The 19,846-nt window shown below is 60.6% G+C and carries 21 protein-coding genes and 2 tRNA genes; 9 read left to right on the forward strand and 14 right to left on the reverse strand.

Features of this window, described 5'->3' with window-relative positions; genetic code table 11:
- Positions 1–2: 2 nt before the first annotated feature.
- The 5 genes from L63ED372_RS02000 to greB all read left to right on the forward strand — a co-directional run bounded on the left by L63ED372_RS02000 (position 3) and on the right by greB (position 4,109).
- The gene (locus L63ED372_RS02000; protein ID WP_062407528.1) at positions 3–1,007 is read left to right on the forward strand and encodes an ABC transporter ATP-binding protein; all 1,005 of its coding nucleotides are present in this window, start codon (positions 3–5) and stop codon (positions 1,005–1,007) included.
- The gene (locus tag L63ED372_RS02005; protein ID WP_062402579.1) at positions 1,004–1,843 is read left to right on the forward strand and encodes an ATP-binding cassette domain-containing protein; all 840 of its coding nucleotides are present in this window, start codon (positions 1,004–1,006) and stop codon (positions 1,841–1,843) included. Before L63ED372_RS02000 ends, L63ED372_RS02005 begins: the two co-directional genes overlap by 4 nt.
- Positions 1,840–3,357: an ABC transporter substrate-binding protein gene (locus L63ED372_RS02010; protein ID WP_062402582.1), complete on the forward strand. Its 1,518-nt coding sequence runs from the start codon at positions 1,840–1,842 to the stop codon at positions 3,355–3,357. Before L63ED372_RS02005 ends, L63ED372_RS02010 begins: the two co-directional genes overlap by 4 nt.
- A 55-nt stretch (positions 3,358–3,412) precedes the next feature.
- Positions 3,413–3,489: transfer RNA gene (locus tag L63ED372_RS02015), tRNA-Arg, on the forward strand.
- A gap of 65 nt (positions 3,490–3,554) precedes the next feature.
- Entirely contained in the window at positions 3,555–4,109 is a 555-nt protein-coding gene (greB, locus tag L63ED372_RS02020; protein ID WP_062402585.1) for a transcription elongation factor GreB, read from the forward strand.
- Positions 4,110–4,146: 37 nt separating this feature from the next.
- Here greB and L63ED372_RS02025 read toward each other — a convergent pair whose 3' ends face one another.
- The 4 genes from L63ED372_RS02025 to L63ED372_RS02040 form a co-directional block, all read right to left on the reverse strand.
- On the reverse strand, positions 4,147–6,417 hold the full coding sequence (locus tag L63ED372_RS02025) for a RelA/SpoT family protein (RefSeq protein WP_062407530.1): 2,271 nt from the start codon (positions 6,415–6,417) through the stop codon (positions 4,147–4,149).
- 108 nt (positions 6,418–6,525) lie between these two features.
- Positions 6,526–6,726 carry a DNA-directed RNA polymerase subunit omega gene (rpoZ, locus tag L63ED372_RS02030; RefSeq protein ID WP_062402588.1) on the reverse strand — a complete coding sequence of 67 codons (201 nt, stop codon included), beginning with the start codon at positions 6,724–6,726 and terminating at the stop codon, positions 6,526–6,528.
- A gap of 30 nt (positions 6,727–6,756) precedes the next feature.
- Positions 6,757–7,377, reverse strand: a complete 621-nt coding sequence (gene gmk / locus L63ED372_RS02035) for a guanylate kinase (protein WP_062402591.1) — start codon at positions 7,375–7,377, stop codon at positions 6,757–6,759.
- Positions 7,378–7,388: 11 nt separating this feature from the next.
- Entirely contained in the window at positions 7,389–8,306 is a 918-nt protein-coding gene (locus tag L63ED372_RS02040) for a YicC/YloC family endoribonuclease (protein WP_197275305.1), read from the reverse strand.
- A 169-nt stretch (positions 8,307–8,475) separates the two neighbouring features.
- Here L63ED372_RS02040 and rph point away from each other — a divergent pair, with 169 nt between their 5' ends.
- From rph to hemW, 3 genes are read left to right on the forward strand one after another with little or no spacing between them, the layout of a single operon-like run.
- Positions 8,476–9,234 carry a ribonuclease PH gene (gene rph / locus L63ED372_RS02045; RefSeq protein ID WP_062402597.1) on the forward strand — a complete coding sequence of 253 codons (759 nt, stop codon included), beginning with the start codon at positions 8,476–8,478 and terminating at the stop codon, positions 9,232–9,234.
- 13 nt (positions 9,235–9,247) lie between these two features.
- The gene (gene rdgB, locus L63ED372_RS02050; RefSeq protein WP_062402600.1) at positions 9,248–9,862 is read left to right on the forward strand and encodes an RdgB/HAM1 family non-canonical purine NTP pyrophosphatase; all 615 of its coding nucleotides are present in this window, start codon (positions 9,248–9,250) and stop codon (positions 9,860–9,862) included.
- Positions 9,863–9,878: 16 nt separating this feature from the next.
- On the forward strand, positions 9,879–11,081 hold the full coding sequence (gene hemW, locus L63ED372_RS02055; protein WP_442915160.1) for a radical SAM family heme chaperone HemW: 1,203 nt from the start codon (positions 9,879–9,881) through the stop codon (positions 11,079–11,081).
- A gap of 10 nt (positions 11,082–11,091) precedes the next feature.
- On the opposite strand, the gene L63ED372_RS02060 is transcribed toward hemW, so the two are convergent.
- From L63ED372_RS02060 to L63ED372_RS02075, 4 genes are all read right to left on the reverse strand, one after another.
- Positions 11,092–11,661, reverse strand: coding sequence for a hypothetical protein (locus L63ED372_RS02060; RefSeq protein WP_062402606.1), 570 nt, complete (start codon positions 11,659–11,661; stop codon positions 11,092–11,094).
- Positions 11,658–12,026: a hypothetical protein gene (locus tag L63ED372_RS02065; protein WP_062402609.1), complete on the reverse strand. Its 369-nt coding sequence runs from the start codon at positions 12,024–12,026 to the stop codon at positions 11,658–11,660. Before L63ED372_RS02065 ends, L63ED372_RS02060 begins: the two co-directional genes overlap by 4 nt.
- Before the next feature lie 74 nt (positions 12,027–12,100).
- Positions 12,101–13,078, reverse strand: a complete 978-nt coding sequence (locus L63ED372_RS02070) for a Bug family tripartite tricarboxylate transporter substrate binding protein (RefSeq protein WP_062402612.1) — start codon at positions 13,076–13,078, stop codon at positions 12,101–12,103.
- Positions 13,079–13,151: 73 nt separating this feature from the next.
- A complete protein-coding gene (locus L63ED372_RS02075; protein ID WP_062402615.1) occupies positions 13,152–14,477 on the reverse strand; it encodes a glutamate carboxypeptidase in 1,326 nt (441 codons plus the stop codon).
- Positions 14,478–14,647: 170 nt separating this feature from the next.
- On the opposite strand from L63ED372_RS02075, the gene L63ED372_RS02080 reads away from it, so the two are divergent.
- Entirely contained in the window at positions 14,648–15,613 is a 966-nt protein-coding gene (locus L63ED372_RS02080) for a Gfo/Idh/MocA family protein (RefSeq protein ID WP_062402618.1), read from the forward strand.
- Positions 15,614–15,665: 52 nt separating this feature from the next.
- On the opposite strand, the gene L63ED372_RS02085 is transcribed toward L63ED372_RS02080, so the two are convergent.
- The 6 genes from L63ED372_RS02085 to L63ED372_RS02110 all read right to left on the reverse strand — a co-directional run bounded on the left by L63ED372_RS02085 (position 15,666) and on the right by L63ED372_RS02110 (position 19,842).
- Positions 15,666–15,753 (reverse strand) — tRNA-Ser (locus tag L63ED372_RS02085).
- 33 nt (positions 15,754–15,786) lie between these two features.
- The gene (gene ureG, locus L63ED372_RS02090; protein WP_062402621.1) at positions 15,787–16,452 is read right to left on the reverse strand and encodes an urease accessory protein UreG; all 666 of its coding nucleotides are present in this window, start codon (positions 16,450–16,452) and stop codon (positions 15,787–15,789) included.
- The gene (locus tag L63ED372_RS02095) at positions 16,449–17,138 is read right to left on the reverse strand and encodes an urease accessory protein UreF (protein WP_062402624.1); all 690 of its coding nucleotides are present in this window, start codon (positions 17,136–17,138) and stop codon (positions 16,449–16,451) included. The genes ureG and L63ED372_RS02095 overlap by 4 nt, the downstream gene beginning before the upstream one ends.
- A complete protein-coding gene (gene ureE / locus L63ED372_RS02100; protein ID WP_062402627.1) occupies positions 17,128–17,793 on the reverse strand; it encodes an urease accessory protein UreE in 666 nt (221 codons plus the stop codon). The genes L63ED372_RS02095 and ureE overlap by 11 nt, the downstream gene beginning before the upstream one ends.
- Complete coding sequence (gene ureC, locus L63ED372_RS02105; RefSeq protein WP_062402631.1) at positions 17,793–19,511, reverse strand: urease subunit alpha; 1,719 nt, start codon at positions 19,509–19,511, stop codon at positions 17,793–17,795. The genes ureE and ureC overlap by 1 nt, the downstream gene beginning before the upstream one ends.
- 1 nt (position 19,512) lies before the next feature.
- Complete coding sequence (locus L63ED372_RS02110) at positions 19,513–19,842, reverse strand: urease subunit beta (RefSeq protein ID WP_062402634.1); 330 nt, start codon at positions 19,840–19,842, stop codon at positions 19,513–19,515.
- Positions 19,843–19,846 lie beyond the last annotated feature (4 nt).

The following is a 19,846-nucleotide window of genomic DNA, read 5'->3' on the forward strand; positions in this document are numbered from 1 at the left end:
GCATGAACGATCGATCAAACGCCAAACCTTTGCTGCAAGTGAGTGATTTGCGCGTGAGCCTGCCCACCGCCCGGGGCTGGGCACAAGCCCTGCGGGGTGTGTCTTGGCGGATGGAACGGGGCCAGACGGTGGGCCTGATTGGCGAGAGCGGCAGTGGCAAATCGCTCACCGCTTTGGCCCTGATGGGCTTGTTGCCCGAACGCGCCCGCGTGAGCGGCTCCATTGTGCTGCAAGGCCAAGAGCTGGTGGGCCTGTCTGAGCCGCAGCTGTGCCAGCTGCGCGGCGCTCGCATGGCCATGATCTTCCAGGAGCCGATGACGGCGCTCAACCCCTTGCACCCGATCTGGAAGCAGATCGCCGAGCCCTTGCGTTTGCACCAACACATGAGCGCCAGCGACGCCAAAGCCCGCGCCCTGCAACTGCTCGAACGCGTGCAGTTGCCTCGGGCGCCAGAGCGGCTGGATGCCTATCCGCACGAGCTGTCGGGTGGGCAGCGCCAGCGGGTGATGATCTCGATCGCGCTGGCCTGCAGCCCCGACCTGCTGATTGCCGACGAGCCCACCACCGCGCTCGATGTGACGGTGCAAAAAGAGGTGTTGGCGCTCATCCAGCAATTGGTGCGCGAAGACGGCATGGGCCTGCTTTTGATCAGCCACGACCTGGGCCTCATGCAGGACCAGGTGGACCGTGTGATGGTGATGTACGGTGGCGCGGTGGTCGAGAGTGCGGCCACGTCCGAGCTGTTTGCGCACCGGGCCCACCCTTACACGCGGGGCCTGTTTGCGGCGCGGCCGCGTTTAGGGCTGGCACGCGGCACGCGCCTGACCACGATCCCTGGCAGCGTGCCCGAGTTGATGGATTTTCCGGCGGGGTGTGCGTTTGCTGATCGCTGCAGTTTGGCGATTGAAGATTGCCGCCAGACGCCACCTCCGGCGCAAACCATTGATAACCCTGGCGCAGGCGAAACGCCGCATGTGGTCAGTTGCCCGCGCTGGAGGCTGCCATGAGCGACAACGCCACTTCTGCGCCGCTGCTGGAGGTGAAGCACTTGGGGCGGCGTTTTGCCTTGCCCCGCGCGGGTTTGTTTCAACCTGCAGGCGCTTTGCAGGCTTTGTCGGACGTGAGCTTCACCCTGCAGTCGGGCAAAAGTTTGGGCATTGTGGGCGAGTCGGGCTCTGGCAAGTCCACGCTGGCACGTTTGGTCATGGCGCTGGACACACCCACCGAGGGGCAGGTCGTGTTCCAAGGTGTGGACGTGCACAAAACCCACGGACAAGCGCTGCGGCAGTTGCGCAGCGGTTTTCAGATGGTGTTTCAAGACCCGTATGGCTCGCTCGACCCGCGCCAAAAAGTGCTGGCCATCGTGACCAAGCCGATACGCACCTTGCAACACGCTTCGGGTGGCCGATCCGAATGGCACGAGCGGGCAGCGCAAGCAATGAGCGAAGTCGGCCTCAGAACAGTGGACCTCGACAAATACCCCCACGAGTTTTCGGGCGGTCAACGCCAGCGCATTGCCATTGCACGCGCCTTGATCACGCGGCCCACCCTGATCGTGGCGGACGAGCCGGTCAGTGCGCTCGATGTCTCGGTGCAGGCCCAGGTGTTGAACCTGATGATGGACCTGCAAGACCGCTACGGCCTGAGTTATTTGTTCGTCAGCCATGATTTGGCGGTGGTCAATTTGATGTGCGACGATGTGCTGGTGTTGCAGTCGGGCCGTGTGGTAGAAAACGGCCCTGCGCAGCAAATTTTTCAGCATGCCGAGCATCCCTACACGCGCAAGTTGCTGGCCGCCATTCCGGGTCAGCCGACGTCATTTTTTCAACAGGAGTCCCCATGAAAAACGTCTCTTCTCTGACCCGCCGAACCCTCGCTTTGAGCTCGGCGGCCGTGTTGGTCGCCAGCTTGGTGGCTGCGCCTTTGCAGGCGCAAGCCCAGTCGCGCAAAGACACCATCACGCTGGGCATGATCCTGGAGCCCACCAGCCTGGACCCAACCATGGCCCCAGCTGCGGCCATTGGCGAAGTGGTGCACTACAACATCCTCGAAGGTCTGACCAAAATCAATGTGGACGGCAGCATCAGCCCGCTGCTGGCCGAGAGTTGGAAAATGGACGCCGACGGCAAGGCTTACACCTTCAAATTGCGCAAGGGCGTGAAATTTTCTGATGGAGCACCGTTCGACTCTGCCGCTGTCAAGTTCAGCTTCGAGCGTGCCAAAGACGCCAAGAGCACCAACAAGGCCAAAGGCGCGGTGTTCAACAACATCACCCACATCTCCACACCCGACGCACACACCGTGGTGTTGGTGCTGACCAACCCAGACGGTAACTTTTTGTTCCGCATGGGCGAGAACACGGCTGTGATCTTGCACCCGGACAGCGCGGCCAACGCGGCCACCAGGCCCGTAGGCACAGGCCCCTACAAACTCGACAACTGGGCCAAGGGCTCGGCCATCACCTTGTCCAAGTGGGATGGCTTTCGCGATGCCAATGCCATCAAAGTGAAGAAGGTCACCTTCCGCTTCATCAACGATTCGGCCGCCCAAGTGGCCGCTTTGTTGGCGGGTGACATCGATGGCATGCCGCGCTTCCAGTCGCCGCAAAGCCTGCAGCAGTTCCAAAAAGACAAACGCTTTGTGGTTGAAATGGGCAGCACGGCCGGCAAAGGCATCATGACCATCAACAACCGCAAAAAGCCCTTTGACGATGTGCGTGTGCGCCGTGCCCTATCGCACGCGGTCGACAAAAAAGCGTTCATTGACGGCGTGTTTGAAGGTCTGGCCAAGCCCATTGGCAGCCACATGGCCCCCACCGATGCGGGCTATGTGGAGTTGAGCAACACTTATGCCTACGACCCCGAAAAAGCCAAGGCCCTGCTCAAGGAAGCCGGGGTGCAAACCCCACTGAACGTGACCCTGACCTTGCCTCCGCCGCCTTACGCCCGCAAGGGCGGCGAGATTTTGGCCGCGCAACTGGCCAAGGTGGGCATTGTGGCCAAAATCGAAAATGTGGAATGGGCGCAGTGGCTGGGCGGCACCTTCAAGGGCAACTTTGACCTCACAGTGATCAACCACGTCGAACCCCTGGACTACATGGCTTACGCCAACCCGCAGTATTACTGGGGTTACGACAGCAAGGCATTCCGCGACCTGGCGGCCAAACACGCGGCCACCACCACGGCCAAAGAGCGCACGCAGCTGTTTGGTGACATGCAGCGGATGATCGCCAAGGATGCGGTCAATGTGTTCTTGTTCAATGCCACCAACACAGCGGTTTACCGCAAAGGCCTCAAAGGTCTGTGGTCGAGCTCACCGATTTTCGCCAACGACATGTCGGCCGTGTCCTGGCAATAAATTGGAGGGCAGCCCAAAAGTGCCCTGAAAAGCTTGCTATAATTCGATGCATGATGCGGCTGTAGCTCAGCTGGATAGAGTACTTGGCTACGAACCAAGGGGTCGTGGGTTCGATTCCTGCCAGCCGCACCAAAAATTAGAAAGCCCACAACGCAAGTTGTGGGCTTTTTCTTTTTTCTAGCCATTACCCACACGCCATGAGCAAAGCCTTCACCAAAGAGTCCGACGGCGACGATGACGAAGAGTTGGGTTTGCCGGCTTTGCCCGCGGGTGCCCGCAACTACATGACACCCGAAGGCTATGCACGCCTCAGGGCCGAGCTGTTCACCCTGATCGACGACGAGCGGCCCAAAGTGGTCGAGATCGTGCATTGGGCGGCCAGCAACGGCGACCGCTCAGAAAACGGCGACTACCTCTATGGCAAAAAGCGTTTGCGCGAGATCGACCGCCGCATCCGCTTTCTGACCAAGCGGCTGGAGATGGCCGAAGTGGTGGACCCTGCGGTGCACCACGGCAGTGACCAGGTGTATTTTGGGGCCACGGTCACGTACGCCGAGGCCTCAGGCACCGAGCGCACCGTCACGATTTTGGGCATCGATGAGGCCGACAGTTTGCAAGGCCAGGTCAGCTGGGTCTCGCCGATTGCACGCACCTTGCTCAAGTCACGCGAAGGCGATGAACTCAAGCTGCTCACGCCCGCAGGCGTGATCGACATTGAGGTGTTGGCCGTGAGTTATCCGGCGGCGACCTGATCGGCCCTGAGGCTGTTCAGGCCAAGCCGTGCAGAGATCAACTGGGCAGGTGGCCCTTGTTGGTTTGGCGCTCGGCCTTGATGACCGAAGGTGTGCGCTTGAGGTGACGCAACACCTGCTCCAGGTGTGCCGCATCGCGCACGGCCACCACGAACTTCAACTCGGCGGTGTCTTGGGGGGTTTCTTGGCCCATGTCCACGTGCACGATGTCGGTTTCGCCACTGGCCAAAGCACCCGCCACCCGGGCCAATACACCTTTGCCGTTGATCACGGTGACGGTGATGGCGGTCTCGAAGCTGCGGCTCAATTCGTCCGACCACTCCACGCCAATGAAGCGTTCGCTGTCTTTGTGCTCCAGCTTGCGTGCGGTGGCGCAATCGCGGGTGTGCACGGCCAGGCCTTCGCCGCGGCCCAGGTAACCCACAATGTCGTCACCGGGCAATGGCCGGCAGCAACGTGAATACACCACCGAAGCGTTTTCGCTGCCATCCAGGGTGATGGCGCCTTGCGAAATGGATTCATGTGCTGTGAAGCGCTCGCGCGTCATCAGCAGTGCATCGGGCTTTTGACCCATCTCGGACAGCAGCGCAGTCAGTCGCTTGGCCACAATGGTGGCGATGCGTTTGCCCAAGCCAATGTCCATCAGCAAATCGGCTTGGTTGCGGTTGCCTGTGAAGCGCAGCAGTTTTTCCCACAGTGCATGGTGGGCTTCGTCGTTGGCGGGCAGCTGGTTGATGCCTTCGGCACGCAAAGCCTGCGCCAGCAGTTTTTCGCCCAGGCCCACCGACTCGGTTTGCGCCATGGTCTTGAGGTGGTGGCGGATCTTGGAGCGTGCGCGTCCAGTGCGCACAAAGCCCAGCCAGGCCGGGTTGGGGGCCGAGACGGGTGCGGTGATGACCTCGACCACGTCGCCATTTTTGAGTTCGGTGCGCAGTGGCACTTGGTCGCCATTGATGCGGGCCGCCATGGCGTGGTCGCCCACCCGGCTGTGGATGGCATAGGCAAAGTCCACCACCGTAGCCCCGCGCGGCAAGGCCATGATCTGGCTCTTGGGCGTGAACACGTAGACGGCATCGGGGAACAGGTCGACCTTGACGTGGTCCCAAAACTCCGCCGCGTCGCGTGTTTCGGTCTGAATGTCGAGCAGGGACTGCAGCCACTGTGTGCCCAGACGCTCGGATTGGGCGCTGGCCGATTCGTGCTCTTTGTAAAGCCAGTGCGCGGCCACACCCGATTCGGCCACCAGGTGCATGGGCTCGGTGCGCATCTGGAACTCAACGTTCACACCGGACGGCCCCACCAAGGTGGTGTGCAGTGACTGGTAGCCGTTGACCTTGGCAATGGCGATGTGGTCTTTGAACTTGCCGGGCAAGGGTTTGTAGATTTGGTGCAGCAAGCCCAAAGCAGTGTAGCAATCGATGACCGAGGGCACGATGACGCGCAGGCCATAAATGTCGGTGACCTGGGCAAAGCTCAGGTGTTTTTCATCCATCTTTTTGTAGATGGAGTAGAGCGTCTTTTCGCGGCCACTGATGCGCACATCCATCTTGGCTTGGGCAAAAACGGCCTCCACATCGGCCTGCACCTTGCTGATCAAATCGCGGCGGCGGTTGCGAGCCCTTGACACGGCCTTGGTCAGTACCGCATAGCGCCAAGGCATGAGGTGTTTGAAGGCTAGGTCTTGCAGCTCGCGGTAAATCTGGTTCAGACCCAAACGGTGGGCGATGGGCGCGTAGATTTCCAGCGTTTCAGAGGCAATGCGGCCCCACTTGCTGCGCGGCATGTCGGACATGGTGCGCATGTTGTGGGTGCGGTCGGCCAGCTTGATGAGGATGACACGCACATCGCGGGCCATGGCCAGCAGCATTTTGCGAAAAGACTCGGCCTGGTTTTCTTCGCGGGTGTTGAACTCGAGCTTGTCCAGTTTGGTCAGGCCATCGACGAGTTCGGCCACGGGCGAGCCAAAGCGCTCGATCAACTCCATCTTGGTGATGCCGCAGTCTTCCATGGCATCGTGCAGCAAGGCGGCGGCCAGCGCCTGGGCGTCGAGCTTCCATTCGGTGCACAAACCCGCCACCGCAATAGGGTGGGTGATGTAGGGCTCACCACTTTTACGCATCTGCCCCAAGTGGGCTTCGTCGGCGTATTTGTAGGCTTTGAGCACCATGTCCTTTTCAGCTTCGCTCAGGTAACCGAGTTGCGCCTCCAGCACGGCAAAGCTGGCTGCGGCCGCGTTGGCAGCAGCCGGGTCCGGCGCTTTGGGGCGGCTGGGACTCGCTTGGGGGGTTTTGGGCAAGACGGCACTCATGTCATCAATGTAACGCAAGCCTTGGGAGGCCTGAAAAAAGCCAAAAAAAAGCCCCATGAAGGGGCGTTTTCAGGTCTGGCGCTGGGGCCAGACGGGGGTGGCGGTGTTTCAGGACACGCGCTTGAGCATCTCGATGCCCACTTTGCCTGCGGCGATTTCGCGCAAAGCGGTCACGCCGGGCTTGTTCTTGCTCTCGATGCGGGGGGTGTGGCCCTGGCTCAGCATGCGTGCGCGATAAGTGGCGGCCAAAACCAGCTGAAAGCGGTTGGGGATCTGTTCCAGGCAATCTTCAACAGTGATGCGGGCCATGAGTTTTCCTTGAATATGTCTGTGCGGGGGTCAAGCCATCTTGAGGGCTTGAAAGGTGTCAGGCCGGGCGCGGCGCTGGACGTGGTACTTGAGCCGCTGGGCGTGAACAACCGCTTTGAGGTCAAACAGGGCACGATCAAATACTTCGTTGATTATAACGAAGTCGAATTCTGGGGCCTGAGCGATTTCGACGGCCGCATTTTGCAGGCGCAGCGCGATGATGTCTGGTGCATCTTCCCCCCGTCGCTCCAAGCGAGACCGAAGTTCTTCCCAGCTGGGGGGCAGGATGAAGATGAGCACCGCATTGGCGTACATCTTCTTGATCTGCAAGGCGCCTTGGTAGTCGATTTCCAGAATCACATCCGCACCTTGGGCCATGCGCTCTTCGATCATCTTTTTGGATGTGCCGTAGCGCTGGCCGTGCACATGGGCCCACTCGACAAAAGCGTCGCCCAGCACCATGGCGTCAAATTCTTGCGGTGAGGCAAAAAAGTACTCGCGGCCATGTTTTTCCTGGCCCCGGGGGGCGCGAGTGGTGTGCGAAACGGTGGGCTGTACGCGGGAGTCCAGCTCCATCAAGGCCTTGACCAGGCTGGATTTGCCAGCCCCGCTGGGGGCGGCCACAACAAACAGGTTTCCGGGGTAATCCATGATCAGGCTCTTTATTCGATGTTCTGGACTTGCTCGCGCATTTGCTCAATCAGCACCTTCATGTCCACCGAGATGCGGGTCATCTCGAGCACGGCCGATTTGGAGCCCAAGGTGTTGGCTTCGCGGTGCAGTTCTTGGATCAGGAAGTCCAGCCGTTTGCCAATGTCACCGCCTTGGGTGAGCAGGCGGCTGAGTTCGTCCAGGTGCGAGCGCAGGCGGGTGAGTTCTTCGGCCACGTCGATGCGGATGGCAAACGCGGTGGCTTCGGTCAGCGCCCGGTCTTTTGCGGCTTCGGGCAAGTGGCTGCCGTCGGCGAGCGCCATGGCGTCTTTCCAGCGCTCTAAAAAGCGCTGGCGCTGCTGCTCGACCAGTTGCGGCACCAGCGGCACGGCCTGCTCGGCCAAGCCGCGCAGCTGCTCAATGTGGCCTTGCAGCATCTCGGTCAGGCGGGCGCCTTCACGGGCGCGGGCTTCGCGCAGGGCGTCTACCGCTTGGGCGGCCAGTTGCATCCATGCCGCTTCATCGGGGGCGGCTTGGCCCGAACTGCCAGCGCTCATGCGCAGCACATCGGCCACGCTCAAGGGGCGTGCGTCGGGCAGCCAATCCTGGATTTTGTCTTGCAGGGCCGCGATTTTTTGCAGGGCTTGGTGGTTGGGGGCTTGCAAGGTGGCGCCATCGCCCGCGTCCTGGCTGGCCCGCACTTCGACTTTGCCGCGTTTGATTTGCCGGGTGATCAGCTCACGCAGGCCGGGTTCGAGCTGGCGCAGCTCTTCGGGCAGGCGAAAACTCAGGTCCAGGAAGCGGCTGTTGACCGAGCGGATTTCAAGCCCCAGCCGGGCTGTGGGGGCCGCGTTGGCAGGGGTTTCACCGTCTGCGGCCTGCGGGCTGTGCTGCACGCTGGCGTATCCGGTCATACTGTAAACTGGCATCGATCAAGTTCCTTGTGACAGCGCTTGGCCGTATTGGCCATGACACGCTGCTGATGCCCAGCTTGGCTGAGCATGAAACGAGGCATTATCTCAAACTCTTGTGTCTGCCTCGCCCGCTCACTGCCGGGCGCACGGCCAAGACCCAAGGGCCAACCACTTCAGCGCCATCATGAACACCACCAGCTCCTACGTCCGAACCGGCCGCAACGCGGACGCCCTGCGCCCTGTGCGCATCACCCGCGGCTACACCGTGCACGCCGAAGGCTCGGTGCTGATCGAGTTTGGTCAGACCCGCGTGCTGTGCACCGCATCGGTCGAAGAGAAGGTGCCGGGCCACAAAAAAGGCAGCGGCGAGGGCTGGGTCACGGCCGAATACGGCATGCTGCCCCGCGCCACGCACACCCGGGGCGACCGCGAAGCCGCACGCGGCAAACAAAGCGGCCGCACACAAGAGATCCAGCGCCTGATTGGTCGGTCTTTGCGTGCTGTGTTTGACCTGAAAAAAATGGGCGAGCGCACGATTCACCTGGACTGCGACGTGCTGCAAGCCGATGGCGGCACCCGCACCGCCAGCATCACGGGCGCATTTGTGGCGGCGCAAGACGCGGTTAACTGGTTGATGAAGACCGGCAAACTGACCGAATCCCCCATCATCGACCGCGTGGCCGCCATCTCGGTTGGCCTGAAAAACGGCACCGCTTTGCTGGACTTGGATTACCCCGAAGACTCGGCTTGCGACACCGACATGAACGTGGTCATGACCGGCGCGGGCAACTTTGTGGAAGTGCAGGGCACCGCTGAAGGCGTGGCCTTCACCCGCGTCGAGATGGACCGCATGCTGGCGCTCGCCGAAAAAGGCATTGCGCAGTTGGTGCAGTTGCAAAAGCAGGCGCACGACGAGCCCCAAACCCTGACTTTCAGCGCCTGAACCTCGCCCGCCCATGAAAATCGTCCTCGCCTCTAACAACGCGGGCAAATTGGCCGAGTTGCAAACCCTGTTTGCGCCGCTGGGCATGACGCTGGTGCGCCAGTCCGAGCTGAACATTCCCGAGGCGGCCGAGCCCTTCAAAACCTTTGTGGAAAACGCCTTGGCCAAAGCCCGGCATGCCGCGCAGCTGAGCGGCATGCCCGCGCTGGCCGACGACGCGGGTTTGTGCGTGGACGCCTTTGGCGGTCAGCCGGGTGTGGACACGGCTTACTACGCCACCCGCTTTGGCTACCCCAAGGGTGACGACACCAATGTGAGCGCCTTGCTGGAACAAATGCAAGGCATCACGAACCGCCGTGCCGCTATGGTCAGCACCTTGGTGGCCGTGCGCAGCGCCGACGATCCGGAGCCACTGATCGCCGTGGGCCGGGTGGTGGTGCAGATCACGCCCGAGCGCCGAGGCACCAATGGTTTTGGCTTTGACCCGGTGATGTACTTGCCTGAATTTGGCAAGACCTTTGCCGAGTTGCCCCCTGAGGTGAAAAACGCCCACAGCCACCGGGGCCGCGCCGCACAAGCCATGTTGGCATCGATGCGTGAACGCTGGCTGGATGGCGCTGCCGCGTGAGCCAGACATGAGCGACATGATGGACCCGGTGCACGCCATGCGCCCTGGCGTGCTTCAACTGAACGCCTTGCCGCCTTTGTCGCTCTATGTGCACCTGCCTTGGTGCATCAAGAAATGCCCGTATTGCGATTTCAACTCGCATGAATTCCGCGAAGGCGCTGACCCGGTGTCGACACAAGACGCTTACATCAACGCGCTGTTTGCCGACCTCGAAGCGAGCTTGCCTTTGATCTGGGGTCGCAGCATCCAGACCGTGTTTTTGGGTGGCGGCACGCCCAGCTTGTTTTCGCCCGAAGCGATTGACCGTTTGATTTCGGGCATCCGCGCCCGCGTGCGCTTGGCACCAGACGCCGAAATCACCATGGAAGCCAACCCCGGTACTTTTGAAAAAGACCGTTTCAAGGCCTTCCACCAGGCGGGCATCACCCGTTTGTCGATCGGCGTGCAGAGCTTTGACAACGCGCACCTGAAAGCTTTGGGCCGCGTGCACGACCGTGATCAGGCCTTGGCCGCTGTGACCGAAGCCGCGCAGGTGTTTGACACCTTCAACCTCGACCTGATGTACGCCTTGCCGGGCCAGAAGCTGGAGGGCCTCACGCAAGACATCCAGACCGCTTTGGGTTTTGCCCCGCCGCACATCTCGATCTACCACCTGACGATCGAGCCCAACACGGTGTTCGCCAAATTTCCGCCCACCCTGCCCGAAGACGATCTCGCCTACGAGATGATGGACCGCATCACCGAGCTGACCGCGTCGGCTGGGCTTGACCGTTACGAGGTGTCGGCTTATGCCAAGCCGGGCCATCAGTGCGCCCACAACCTGAACTATTGGCAGTTTGGCGACTATTTGGGCATTGGTGCCGGGGCGCACAGCAAGCTGAGTTTTGCGCACCGCGTGATGCGTCAGGTGCGTTACCGCGAGCCTGCGCTTTATATGCAGCAAGCCATCAAGGGCGAGCCCGTGACCCAAAGCACCGAGGTCTCGCGCCAGGACTTGCCGTTTGAGTTCATGCTCAATGCACTGCGTTTACGGGGTGGTTTTGATTTGGCCGATTACGTGGATCGCACGGGACTGGCCATGACCAGCATTCAAAAAGGCCTGCAAGAGGCGGAGAGGTTGGGCTTGATTGGCCGCGACTTGCACCGGGTGTGGCCAACAGAAAAGGGCTTCGATTTTTTGAGTGACCTGCAAGCGCTTTTTCTGTCTGAAGCGCCGTGACCCCGCAACTTCAGTGCGTGGACTTTTGACGCTGGTGCAAGCGGTCGATCACAAACTTCATGCTGTAAAGCATCATCAAAGCACCGAGGGCATTGCCCACAAACATGGGCCAGACATCCACCCAAATGTTGGCATCGGGTTTTTCAAGTGACCACCAAACCAGTTGGTCACTCAGGGCGCTGGCGGCTGAAAAAATTAGGGTCACCTGCAAAAGCCTTGATGCGGTGATTTGACCCAACTGCGGCGCCAGCCAGCCCTGTCGTATCAAGTACTTCATGACCAGCCAAGGGGTCAGTCCAGACACCACGCCATTGATGAACGGAAAAAACCAAGCGGTGCTGGTCATGGTTGCACTGTCGATGTACCAACTGCCCAACATCAGACCGATGGCGCCAGGTAAACCCATCGTCAACACCAAGATCACACGAAAGCCTGCGGGCAGGAAGATCCAGTTGATGCCATCACTGTATTGAAACGATGAAAAAATCCATTCGTTGAATACAAAAAAGGACACAAACAAAACAGCGCTCGTCAAGGCCAGTGCTACCTGTTCGGCCAGATGACGGAACGTGACGGTCATGCTGGTTGGTTTGTATTGGCCTGTTGCATGGATTGCCCCAGGTGCTGGAAGAAGTCCAGCGTGCGTTGGGTGGGAATCAGGAATTTGGCGCGGCGGTCACCTTCAAGATTGAGGGTGCTGAGCATGTCTTTTTCGCGCAGGCGTGTGATGCGTTTGTGCAAGGTGGCCGGAGAGCCCAGCGCGGCCAAGCTGATGGCTTCACGAACCGTCATGGGCTGGTTTTCGTACCAGCGCAGCACCACAGACTCCAACAAGGCTTGCTCGTTGGCATCCATTTCTTGTCCGTCGGGCAGGGCTTGAACCACCTTGGTCAACTGCAAGAACCGCAGGTAAGCGGATACGAAAGGAGTTTGGGTTTTGTCCATAAATTCAATTTTATCGAATTATTTGTGGTATTCAAACCCCTATCAAATTCTTAGATTTGATGACCGACGGACCCTCACTGTGCCGTGATTTTTCGCTCTCGAATGATGCGGCCCCAAGTGGTGGTTTCCTTGGCCATGTAACGGGCCAGATCGTCACGCGAGCCTGGCATGGGAACCAGGCCGTGCTTGTTCAGTTGGTCCACCACATCGGGGGCTGACAAAACCTTGACCAGTTCCACATTCCAGCGGTCAAGCACGGGAGTGGGCACTTTGGAGGAGGCCACAAACGCGTACCAGTTGGTGGCGCTGAAACCCGGGTAGCCCGACTCGGCAATGGTCGGGATGTTGGGCAAGCCGCCCAAGCGCTGTGTGCCGGTACTGGCCAGAGGAATCACCTTGCCCGCCTCGATGTGGGGTGCCGCTGTGGCAAAAGTGGCATACCAGGCGGCCACGCGGCCACCCAGCAAGTCTTGCAGGGCCGCAGCACCGCCTTTGTAGGGCACATGCAGCGTGTCGATTTTGGCCATGTCGTTGAGCAATTCCCCAGCCAGGTGAGATGCCGAGCCTGGGCCGGTGGAGGCGAAATCGAGCTTGCCGGGGTTCTTCTTCGCGGCAGCGATGAACTCTGCAAATGTCTTGATGCCTGTGCCCGGGTGCACCACCAGCACGTTCGGAAAGTTCACCGCCATGGTCAAGGGCGCCAGGTCTTTCACTGGGTCGTAGGGCAGCTTCATCATGTTGGGGGCAATGGTCAGCGGCCCGACCGAGCCAAACAGCAGCACACTGCCGTCCGTTGGGCCCGTGGCGGTGTATTGGTGCGCAATGTTGCCGCCAGCCCCCGCCTTGTTTTCAACCGTGACAGCGATGCCCAGGTTTTCGCCCAGTTTTTTGGCAATGATGCGGGCGCCGATGTCGGCCGCCCCGCCGGGCACAAAACCCACCACCATGTTGATGGTTTTTTTGGGAGGAAAGTCTTGCGCCTGAGCACCTGAGAAGGGGATGAACAGGCTCGCAAGAGCCCAGCAAGTGTTGAGGATCAAATGACGTGGCATGGCGGTGTGGTTCCAATCAAGTGCAGAGGTGATAGAGGCGTTGGCCTCAACGGGTTCAAAACTGATGTGCTTTTTACCACTTCACTTTACCGCTGCCCACGTCCATCACCATGCGTGTGGACAAATACAGCCGTGGTGCGATCGAGTCGATGAAGATGTACTCGTTGTCGTTGGAGTGGGCGCCAAAGCCACGGAGTCCAAAACTCTCGAGCACACCCCCTTTGGGGCGCAGGCCTGCAAATGCGGCATCTGTGCCCCCGCCAGTGGCACGTTCTTGAACAACCAGGTTTTGGCCGATTTCCTGAAAAATGCCCAAGGCATGTTGAGCCATGACGCGAGAGGCTTGTGTGGCTTCAAAGGCTGGGCGGCTTCTGTAAAAGCTCAAATCAATTTGGGTGTCTGGGATCAACTTGTCCTTGATGGCTTCTTTCAGGCTGGCCTCCATCAAGTCCAGGTCCTTGTTGGACAGCGATCGCACGTCGGCAATGGCGCTGGCTGAAGCTGGAATCACATTGCGGACATCGCCACCGCGTGCCACCGTCCAGTTGATTTTGAGGCCCTTGGCCGGGTCTCCAAAGTTGCGGGTCTTGAGCATCTGGTGCGCCAATTCATAAACTGCGTTGCGCCCACCTTCGGGGTTGGCCCCAGCGTGAGAGGCTTTGCCGGTGACCTTCATCTCCACAATGGCAATGCTGCTGGTGGCCAGTCGGACCATGTCTTTGTCAACACCACCGCCTTCAAAAGACATGACCGCGTCGTATTCCTCTCCAAGTTGCACCAGCAAGGCGCTGGAGCCCGCGGAGCCGACTTCTTCGTCGCCGTTGATGGCTACGGCGAGTTCGGCGTAATCGTCAAAACCCAAATCCTGCAGCATCTTGACGGTGTGCAGAATCAAGGCCACACCCCCTTTATCGTCTGCAATGGCCAAACCATAAGCCCGGTTGCCATCGATTCTGAAAGGTTGCTTCTCCACCATGCCCTTCAAATACACGGTGTCCATGTGGGCGATCATCAGCACTTTCTTCTGGCCCTTGCCCTTTTTGGTGCCCATCACCACTGAACCCAATTTGGCGCCTTTGAGTTGTGGATGAAAGTCGGGGGCCTTGGTGGGAATGGTTTTGACCTCCATGCCCATTTGCTGCAAGCGTTGACCAATCAGCTGGCTTATTTTTTCAAGGCCTTCCAGGTCCCGGCTGCCCGACTCGATGGAGACCAAAGTTTTGAGGGTGTCCAGCAGGGCGGGTGTTTGAGATTGGGCCATCGTTTGAACACGGGCCTTGGCCGGGTCGGTTGGGGTCTGAGCCCATGCGGGTGTCAGTGCTGCAGCGCAGCAGCTGGCGGCCAGCAGCAGCTGGGTTGCTTGACGGTTTGAACGGCGAACCCAATTGGAAAGCAACATGGCTTTTTCCTCGGTGGTGGATGAATGGGGCCATTTAACGCCTTTGAATCAAGGCGGTCAGCAGCATTCGCGACAGCTCAATTGCAAGCATGGTGCATGGCAAGAGGCATTGCCAAGGCGACAGGCGCGTGCTACAGCCTTGCTAAGCTTGCCACCCAAAGGAGAAAAACATGACACACAAAATGGCCATCATCGGGCTGGGCATCATGGGCCGCCGGATGCTGGAAAACGCCTTGCAGCACCCTGCCTTCGAGGTTTGTGGCGTTTGGGATCCCTCGCCTGCCTCTGTGGCCAAAACGCAGGAGATGGCGCCTCAGGTGCCCGTCGCAGCCCATGCACAAGCGGCCATGGCTGGGGCCGATGTGGTGTACCTGGCTTGCCCGCCAGGCCCGCGCAAAACCTATGCTTTGCAGGCCGCAGCGGCCGGGCAGGGCGTGTTCATGGAAAAACCCCTGGGCACCGACAACGCGCAAAGCCGTGATCTGGTGGCCCAACTGCGCCAAGCGCGTTTGCCGGGCGTGGTCAACTTCACCCAGGCCGCGTCGCGGGGCTTTGAAGAACTGAATCGCGCCATCGCGGCTGGTGAAACGGGTGAGCTGCTCGGCATCGACATCGTGGTGAACTACCCCGCTTGGCCCCGCGCCTGGCAAAAAGACGCCGACTGGCTGCGCATGCGCGAAGAGGGTGGCTACACCCGAGAAGTGATTTCGCATTTCCTGTTTTTGGCCGGAAGATTTTTGGGGCCACTGACCTTGCAGCAAGCCTTGCCGCGCTACCCGCAAGACCCGGCCTTGTGCGAGCTGGACATGCTGGCCCGCTTGACCACCGCAGACGGCAAACCCGTCACCGTCATGGCCACCACCGGCGGTCAGCAGCCCGACCGCCAAGAAGTCACCGTGCGCGGCAGCCGCATGAACCACCAGTTCAGGGAGTTTTACCAACTGTGGCGCTCAGACGGCGGCCCCTGGGTGGAGGCGCTGGACTGGCGCAACGAAGACCCGCGCACCAGCGCTCTGCAGCGGCAGTTGACGGAGGTGGATTTGTGGCTGCGCGGCCAACCGCACAGGCTGGCCACTGCCGAAGAGGCGTTGGCGGTTCAGGAGTTGGTGGAGGCGATGTTGGAGGGCAAAAGCTGAAGTGTCTGCCCCATGCGAAACGCCCCTCGAGAGGGGCGTTTTGGGTTGTGTCTGGCGGAAGCGGTGAGATTCGAACTCACGGACCCTTTCGAGTCGCCGGTTTTCAAGACCGGTGCAATCGACCACTCTGCCACGCTTCCTTGGGGGTGAATTGTAACGACTAAAACAGTCGTTCAAGCTTGGCCTAGCATGCCGCGCTTTTCGATGAAGGCCACCACCTCGGCCAGGCCATCCAAGGTTTTGAGGTTGGTCATGACCCAAGGGCGGGTTTCGGGGTTGGGGCGCATGCGCTGGGTGTCGTCACGCATGACTTGCAGGTCAGCGCCCACATGCGGGGCCAGATCGGTTTTGTTGATAACGAACAAATCGCTTTTGGTGATGCCGGGGCCGCCTTTGCGGGGGATTTTTTCGCCAGCGGCCACGTCGATCACATAGATCGTGAGGTCGCTCAATTCGGGGCTGAAGGTGGCGGCTAGGTTGTCGCCGCCGCTTTCAATGAAGACCACGTCGGCGTTGGGGAACTTCTCCAACATGCGGTCAATCGCTTCGAGGTTGATGGACGCGTCTTCGCGGATCGCCGTGTGCGGGCAGCCGCCCGTTTCCACGCCCATGATGCGCTCGGCAGGCAGTGCACCACTCACCGTGAGCAGGCGCTGGTCTTCTTTGGTGTAGATGTCGTTGGTGATGGCGATCAGGTCCCAGCGCTCACGCATGTTTTTGCAGAGCATCTCCAGCAGCGTGGTTTTGCCAGAGCCCACAGGCCCGCCAATGCCCACGCGCAGGGGCGGCAGCTTTTTGCTGCGGTTGGGGATGTGGTGCAGTGCAGACGAGGTGTTCATGATCGGAAGATTCGGGAATATTGGGTTTCGTGGCGTGACGACAGGATGGCCAGCATGGGGCTGAAGGCTTGTCGTTCTTCGTCTTGGAGGGCCATGGCCGTTTGCACAGCCAAAGGGATTTCGCGGGCCAGCCGCGCCAGCATGCGCTGGCCCGCACTTTGGCCCAAGGGAACCGATTTCAGCGCCGCTTGCGTCATGTTTTCGGCCCAGCCAAAGGCATAGGCTTGCAAGGCTTGGTCCAGCGGTGTGTGTGCCAAAGACAAAGCCAGCGACATGGCCAGGGGGTAGCTCACAGGCAAACGTGCACACACGTTCAACTGTTCTTCGCTGGCTTGTTGCAGATTGCGCAGCCAGTCGAGCAGGGAGCGGCCCATTTGCTCGGTTTGCAAACGCATTTCGGCGGTTTCTCGGGTGGCCATGACCCAGTCGCTCAGCGCTTGCAGGCGTGCGGTGTCGCCTCGCTGCCAAGCGGGAATGGCTTGCGCCAGCACCGCCATGTCGCCGCGCGACTGCGTCAGGTGCAGCTGGTCCACCACCCAGTCGGTGGCGCTGGCTTCGTGGTGCACCAGGCCTTGTTCGATGGCGGCTTCCAGACCTTCGGAATAAGAAAAGCCCCCAATCGGCAGCGCAGGCGATGCGAGCCAGATCAGTTGCAGCAGGCCCGATGGCGCGTTGTCAGTGGTCATGGTTACAGCCCGGGCCGTGCACATGGGGCGCGACTGGGTCAGAGCGGATCGGGATGGCGATGCGCTTGGCGGCGGGCGGCGCAGCGTGGGCGTGTGTGCAGTCGGGACCGTGCACATGCGGTTCGGCGACTGCGGCTTTGTTGTCGTGTGAATGCGCATGGTCGTGGTCATGTGCATGCCCACCATGGGAATACCCGCCGTGGTCGCCATAAGCGCCACTCTCGGGCTCGAAGGGCTCTGACACCGCCACCACCGTCATGTGCATGGCCCGCAGCATGTCGGCCAGCACATGGTCGGGTTCGATCTTCAGGTGGTCGGGTTGCAGCTCAATCGGCACATGGCGGTTGCCCAAGTGGTAGGCGGCGCGGGTCAGGTCAAAGGGCGAGCCGTGCTCGGTGCAAGTGGTGATGCGCAGCACGTCTTGCGGCGCGGCTTGCACGCGCACCAGCGAGCCGTCTTCGGCCACCAGCACATCACCACCGCGCACCACAGCGCCACGCGGCAAGAACACACCGAGTTGTCGCCCCGCGCTGTCGGTCGCGTCAAAGCGGCTTTTTTGGCGGGTGTCCCAGTCGAGGGTGATGGTGCTGGCGCGTTGCACCAGCACGCGGGCCAGGCCACGGCCTTGGGGCATGAGTTTGGAGCAGAGGATCATCAGAACAAAAAGTAGCGTTGTGTCATCGGCAGGCTGGTGGCGGCTTCACACACCAGCAGCTGGCCGTCGGCCCGCACCGCGTAGGTTTGGGGGTCCACCTCCATGTGGGGCAGGTAGGCATTGTGGACCATGTGTTGTTTGCGCACGCCCCGGATGTTGTGTGCCACGGACAAGGGTTTTTGCAGGCCAAAACGCTCGCCAATCCCAGCTTGTGCGCCAGCTTTGGACACAAAGGTCAGCGCACTGCGCGTGAGCGCCCCGCCGTAGCTGCCGAACATGGGGCGGTAGTGCACGGGCTGGGGTGTGGGGATGGAGGCGTTAGGGTCGCCCATGGCCGCCAGGGCGATGAAGCCGCCCTTTAGCACCAAGGAAGGCTTGACGCCAAAGAAGGCCGGTTTCCAGATCACCAGGTCGGCCCATTTGCCCACTTCGATGCTGCCCACATCGTGGCTGATGCCGTGCGCAATCGCGGGGTTGATGGTGTACTTGGCGATGTAGCGTTTGACGCGGGCGTTGTCGTGACGCTCGGTGTCGCCGGGCAGGCTGCCGCGCTGCTGCTTCATTTTGTGCGCGGTTTGCCAAGTGCGGATGATGACCTCGCCCACTCGCCCCATGGCCTGGCTGTCGCTGCTCATCATGCTGATGGCACCCAGGTCGTGGAGGATGTCTTCGGCCGCAATGGTTTCTTTGCGGATGCGGCTTTCGGCAAAAGCCAGGTCTTCGGCAATCGCCGGGTCCAGGTGGTGGCAGACCATTAACATGTCCACATGCTCGTCGAGCGTGTTGTGGGTGTAGGGCATGGTCGGGTTGGTTGAGCTGGGCAAAAAGTTCGCCTGACCCACCACCTTCAAAATGTCGGGCGCGTGCCCGCCGCCTGCGCCTTCGGTATGAAAGGCGCACAAACCACGGCCCCGTGCAGCCGCGATGGTGTTTTCGACATAACCCGATTCATTGAGTGTGTCTGAGTGCAAGGCCACCTGGATGTCGGTCTCGTCGGCCACATCCAGGCAATTGCTGATGGCCGATGGGGTGCTGCCCCAGTCTTCGTGAAGCTTCAAACCGATTACACCCGAGTTGATTTGCTCGTGCAAGGCGGCAGGCAAACTGGCGTTGCCTTTGCCAAAAAATCCCAAGTTCATCGGAAACGCATCAGCCGCTTGCAGCATGCGCTTGATGTTGTGCGGCCCAGGCGTGCAGGTGGTCGCAAAGGTGCCTGTAGCAGGTCCCGTGCCGCCGCCCATCATGGTGGTCACGCCGCTGGTCAGCGCTTCGTCGATTTGCTGGGGGCAGATGAAATGGATGTGGCAGTCGATACCTCCGGCCGTCACGATCAAACCTTCGCAGCTGATGATCTCGGTGCCGGGGCCGATGACGATGTCTACGCCCGGCTGTGTGTCGGGGTTGCCCGCTTTGCCTATGGCGGCGATGCGGTTGCCGCGCAAACCAATGTCGGCTTTGACGATCCCCCAGTGGTCGATGATGAGCGCGTTGGTGAGCACGCAGTCCATCGCGCCTTCGGCATTGGTGCGCTGCGATTGCGCCATGCCATCGCGAATCGTTTTGCCGCCGCCAAATTTCACCTCTTCGCCGTAGCCGCCTGCTTGCAGAGTGAAGTCTTTCTCCACCTCGATCACCAAGGCCGTGTCGGCCAGGCGAACCCGATCCCCTACGGTGGGGCCAAAGGTCTCGGCGTATGCGCGTTTGTCGATGTGGGCCATGTCAGCTCCCTTGGGTTTGGGGGGTGTCGAGTGCGCCTTGGGTCAGGCCCCGAAAGCCGTAGACCTTACGCTCGCCCGCATAGTCCACCAGCTCCACCGTCCTTTGTTGGCCGGGCTCAAAACGCACCGCCATGCCCGAGGCGATGTTCAGGCGCATGCCGCGTGCAGCAGCGCGGTCAAAGCGCAGGCCCGCATTGGTCTCGGCAAAGTGGTAGTGCGAGCCCACCTGGATGGGGCGGTCGCTGGCGTTTTGCACCACCAGCGTGCAGGCGCGGCGGCCCACGTTCAAGGCGTGTTGACCGGGGTCGATCAGAAGTTCACCGGGTGTCATGTGC

Source organism: Limnohabitans sp. 63ED37-2, from assembly GCF_001412535.1.
Classification (GTDB): Bacteria; Pseudomonadota; Gammaproteobacteria; order Burkholderiales; family Burkholderiaceae_C; genus Limnohabitans_A.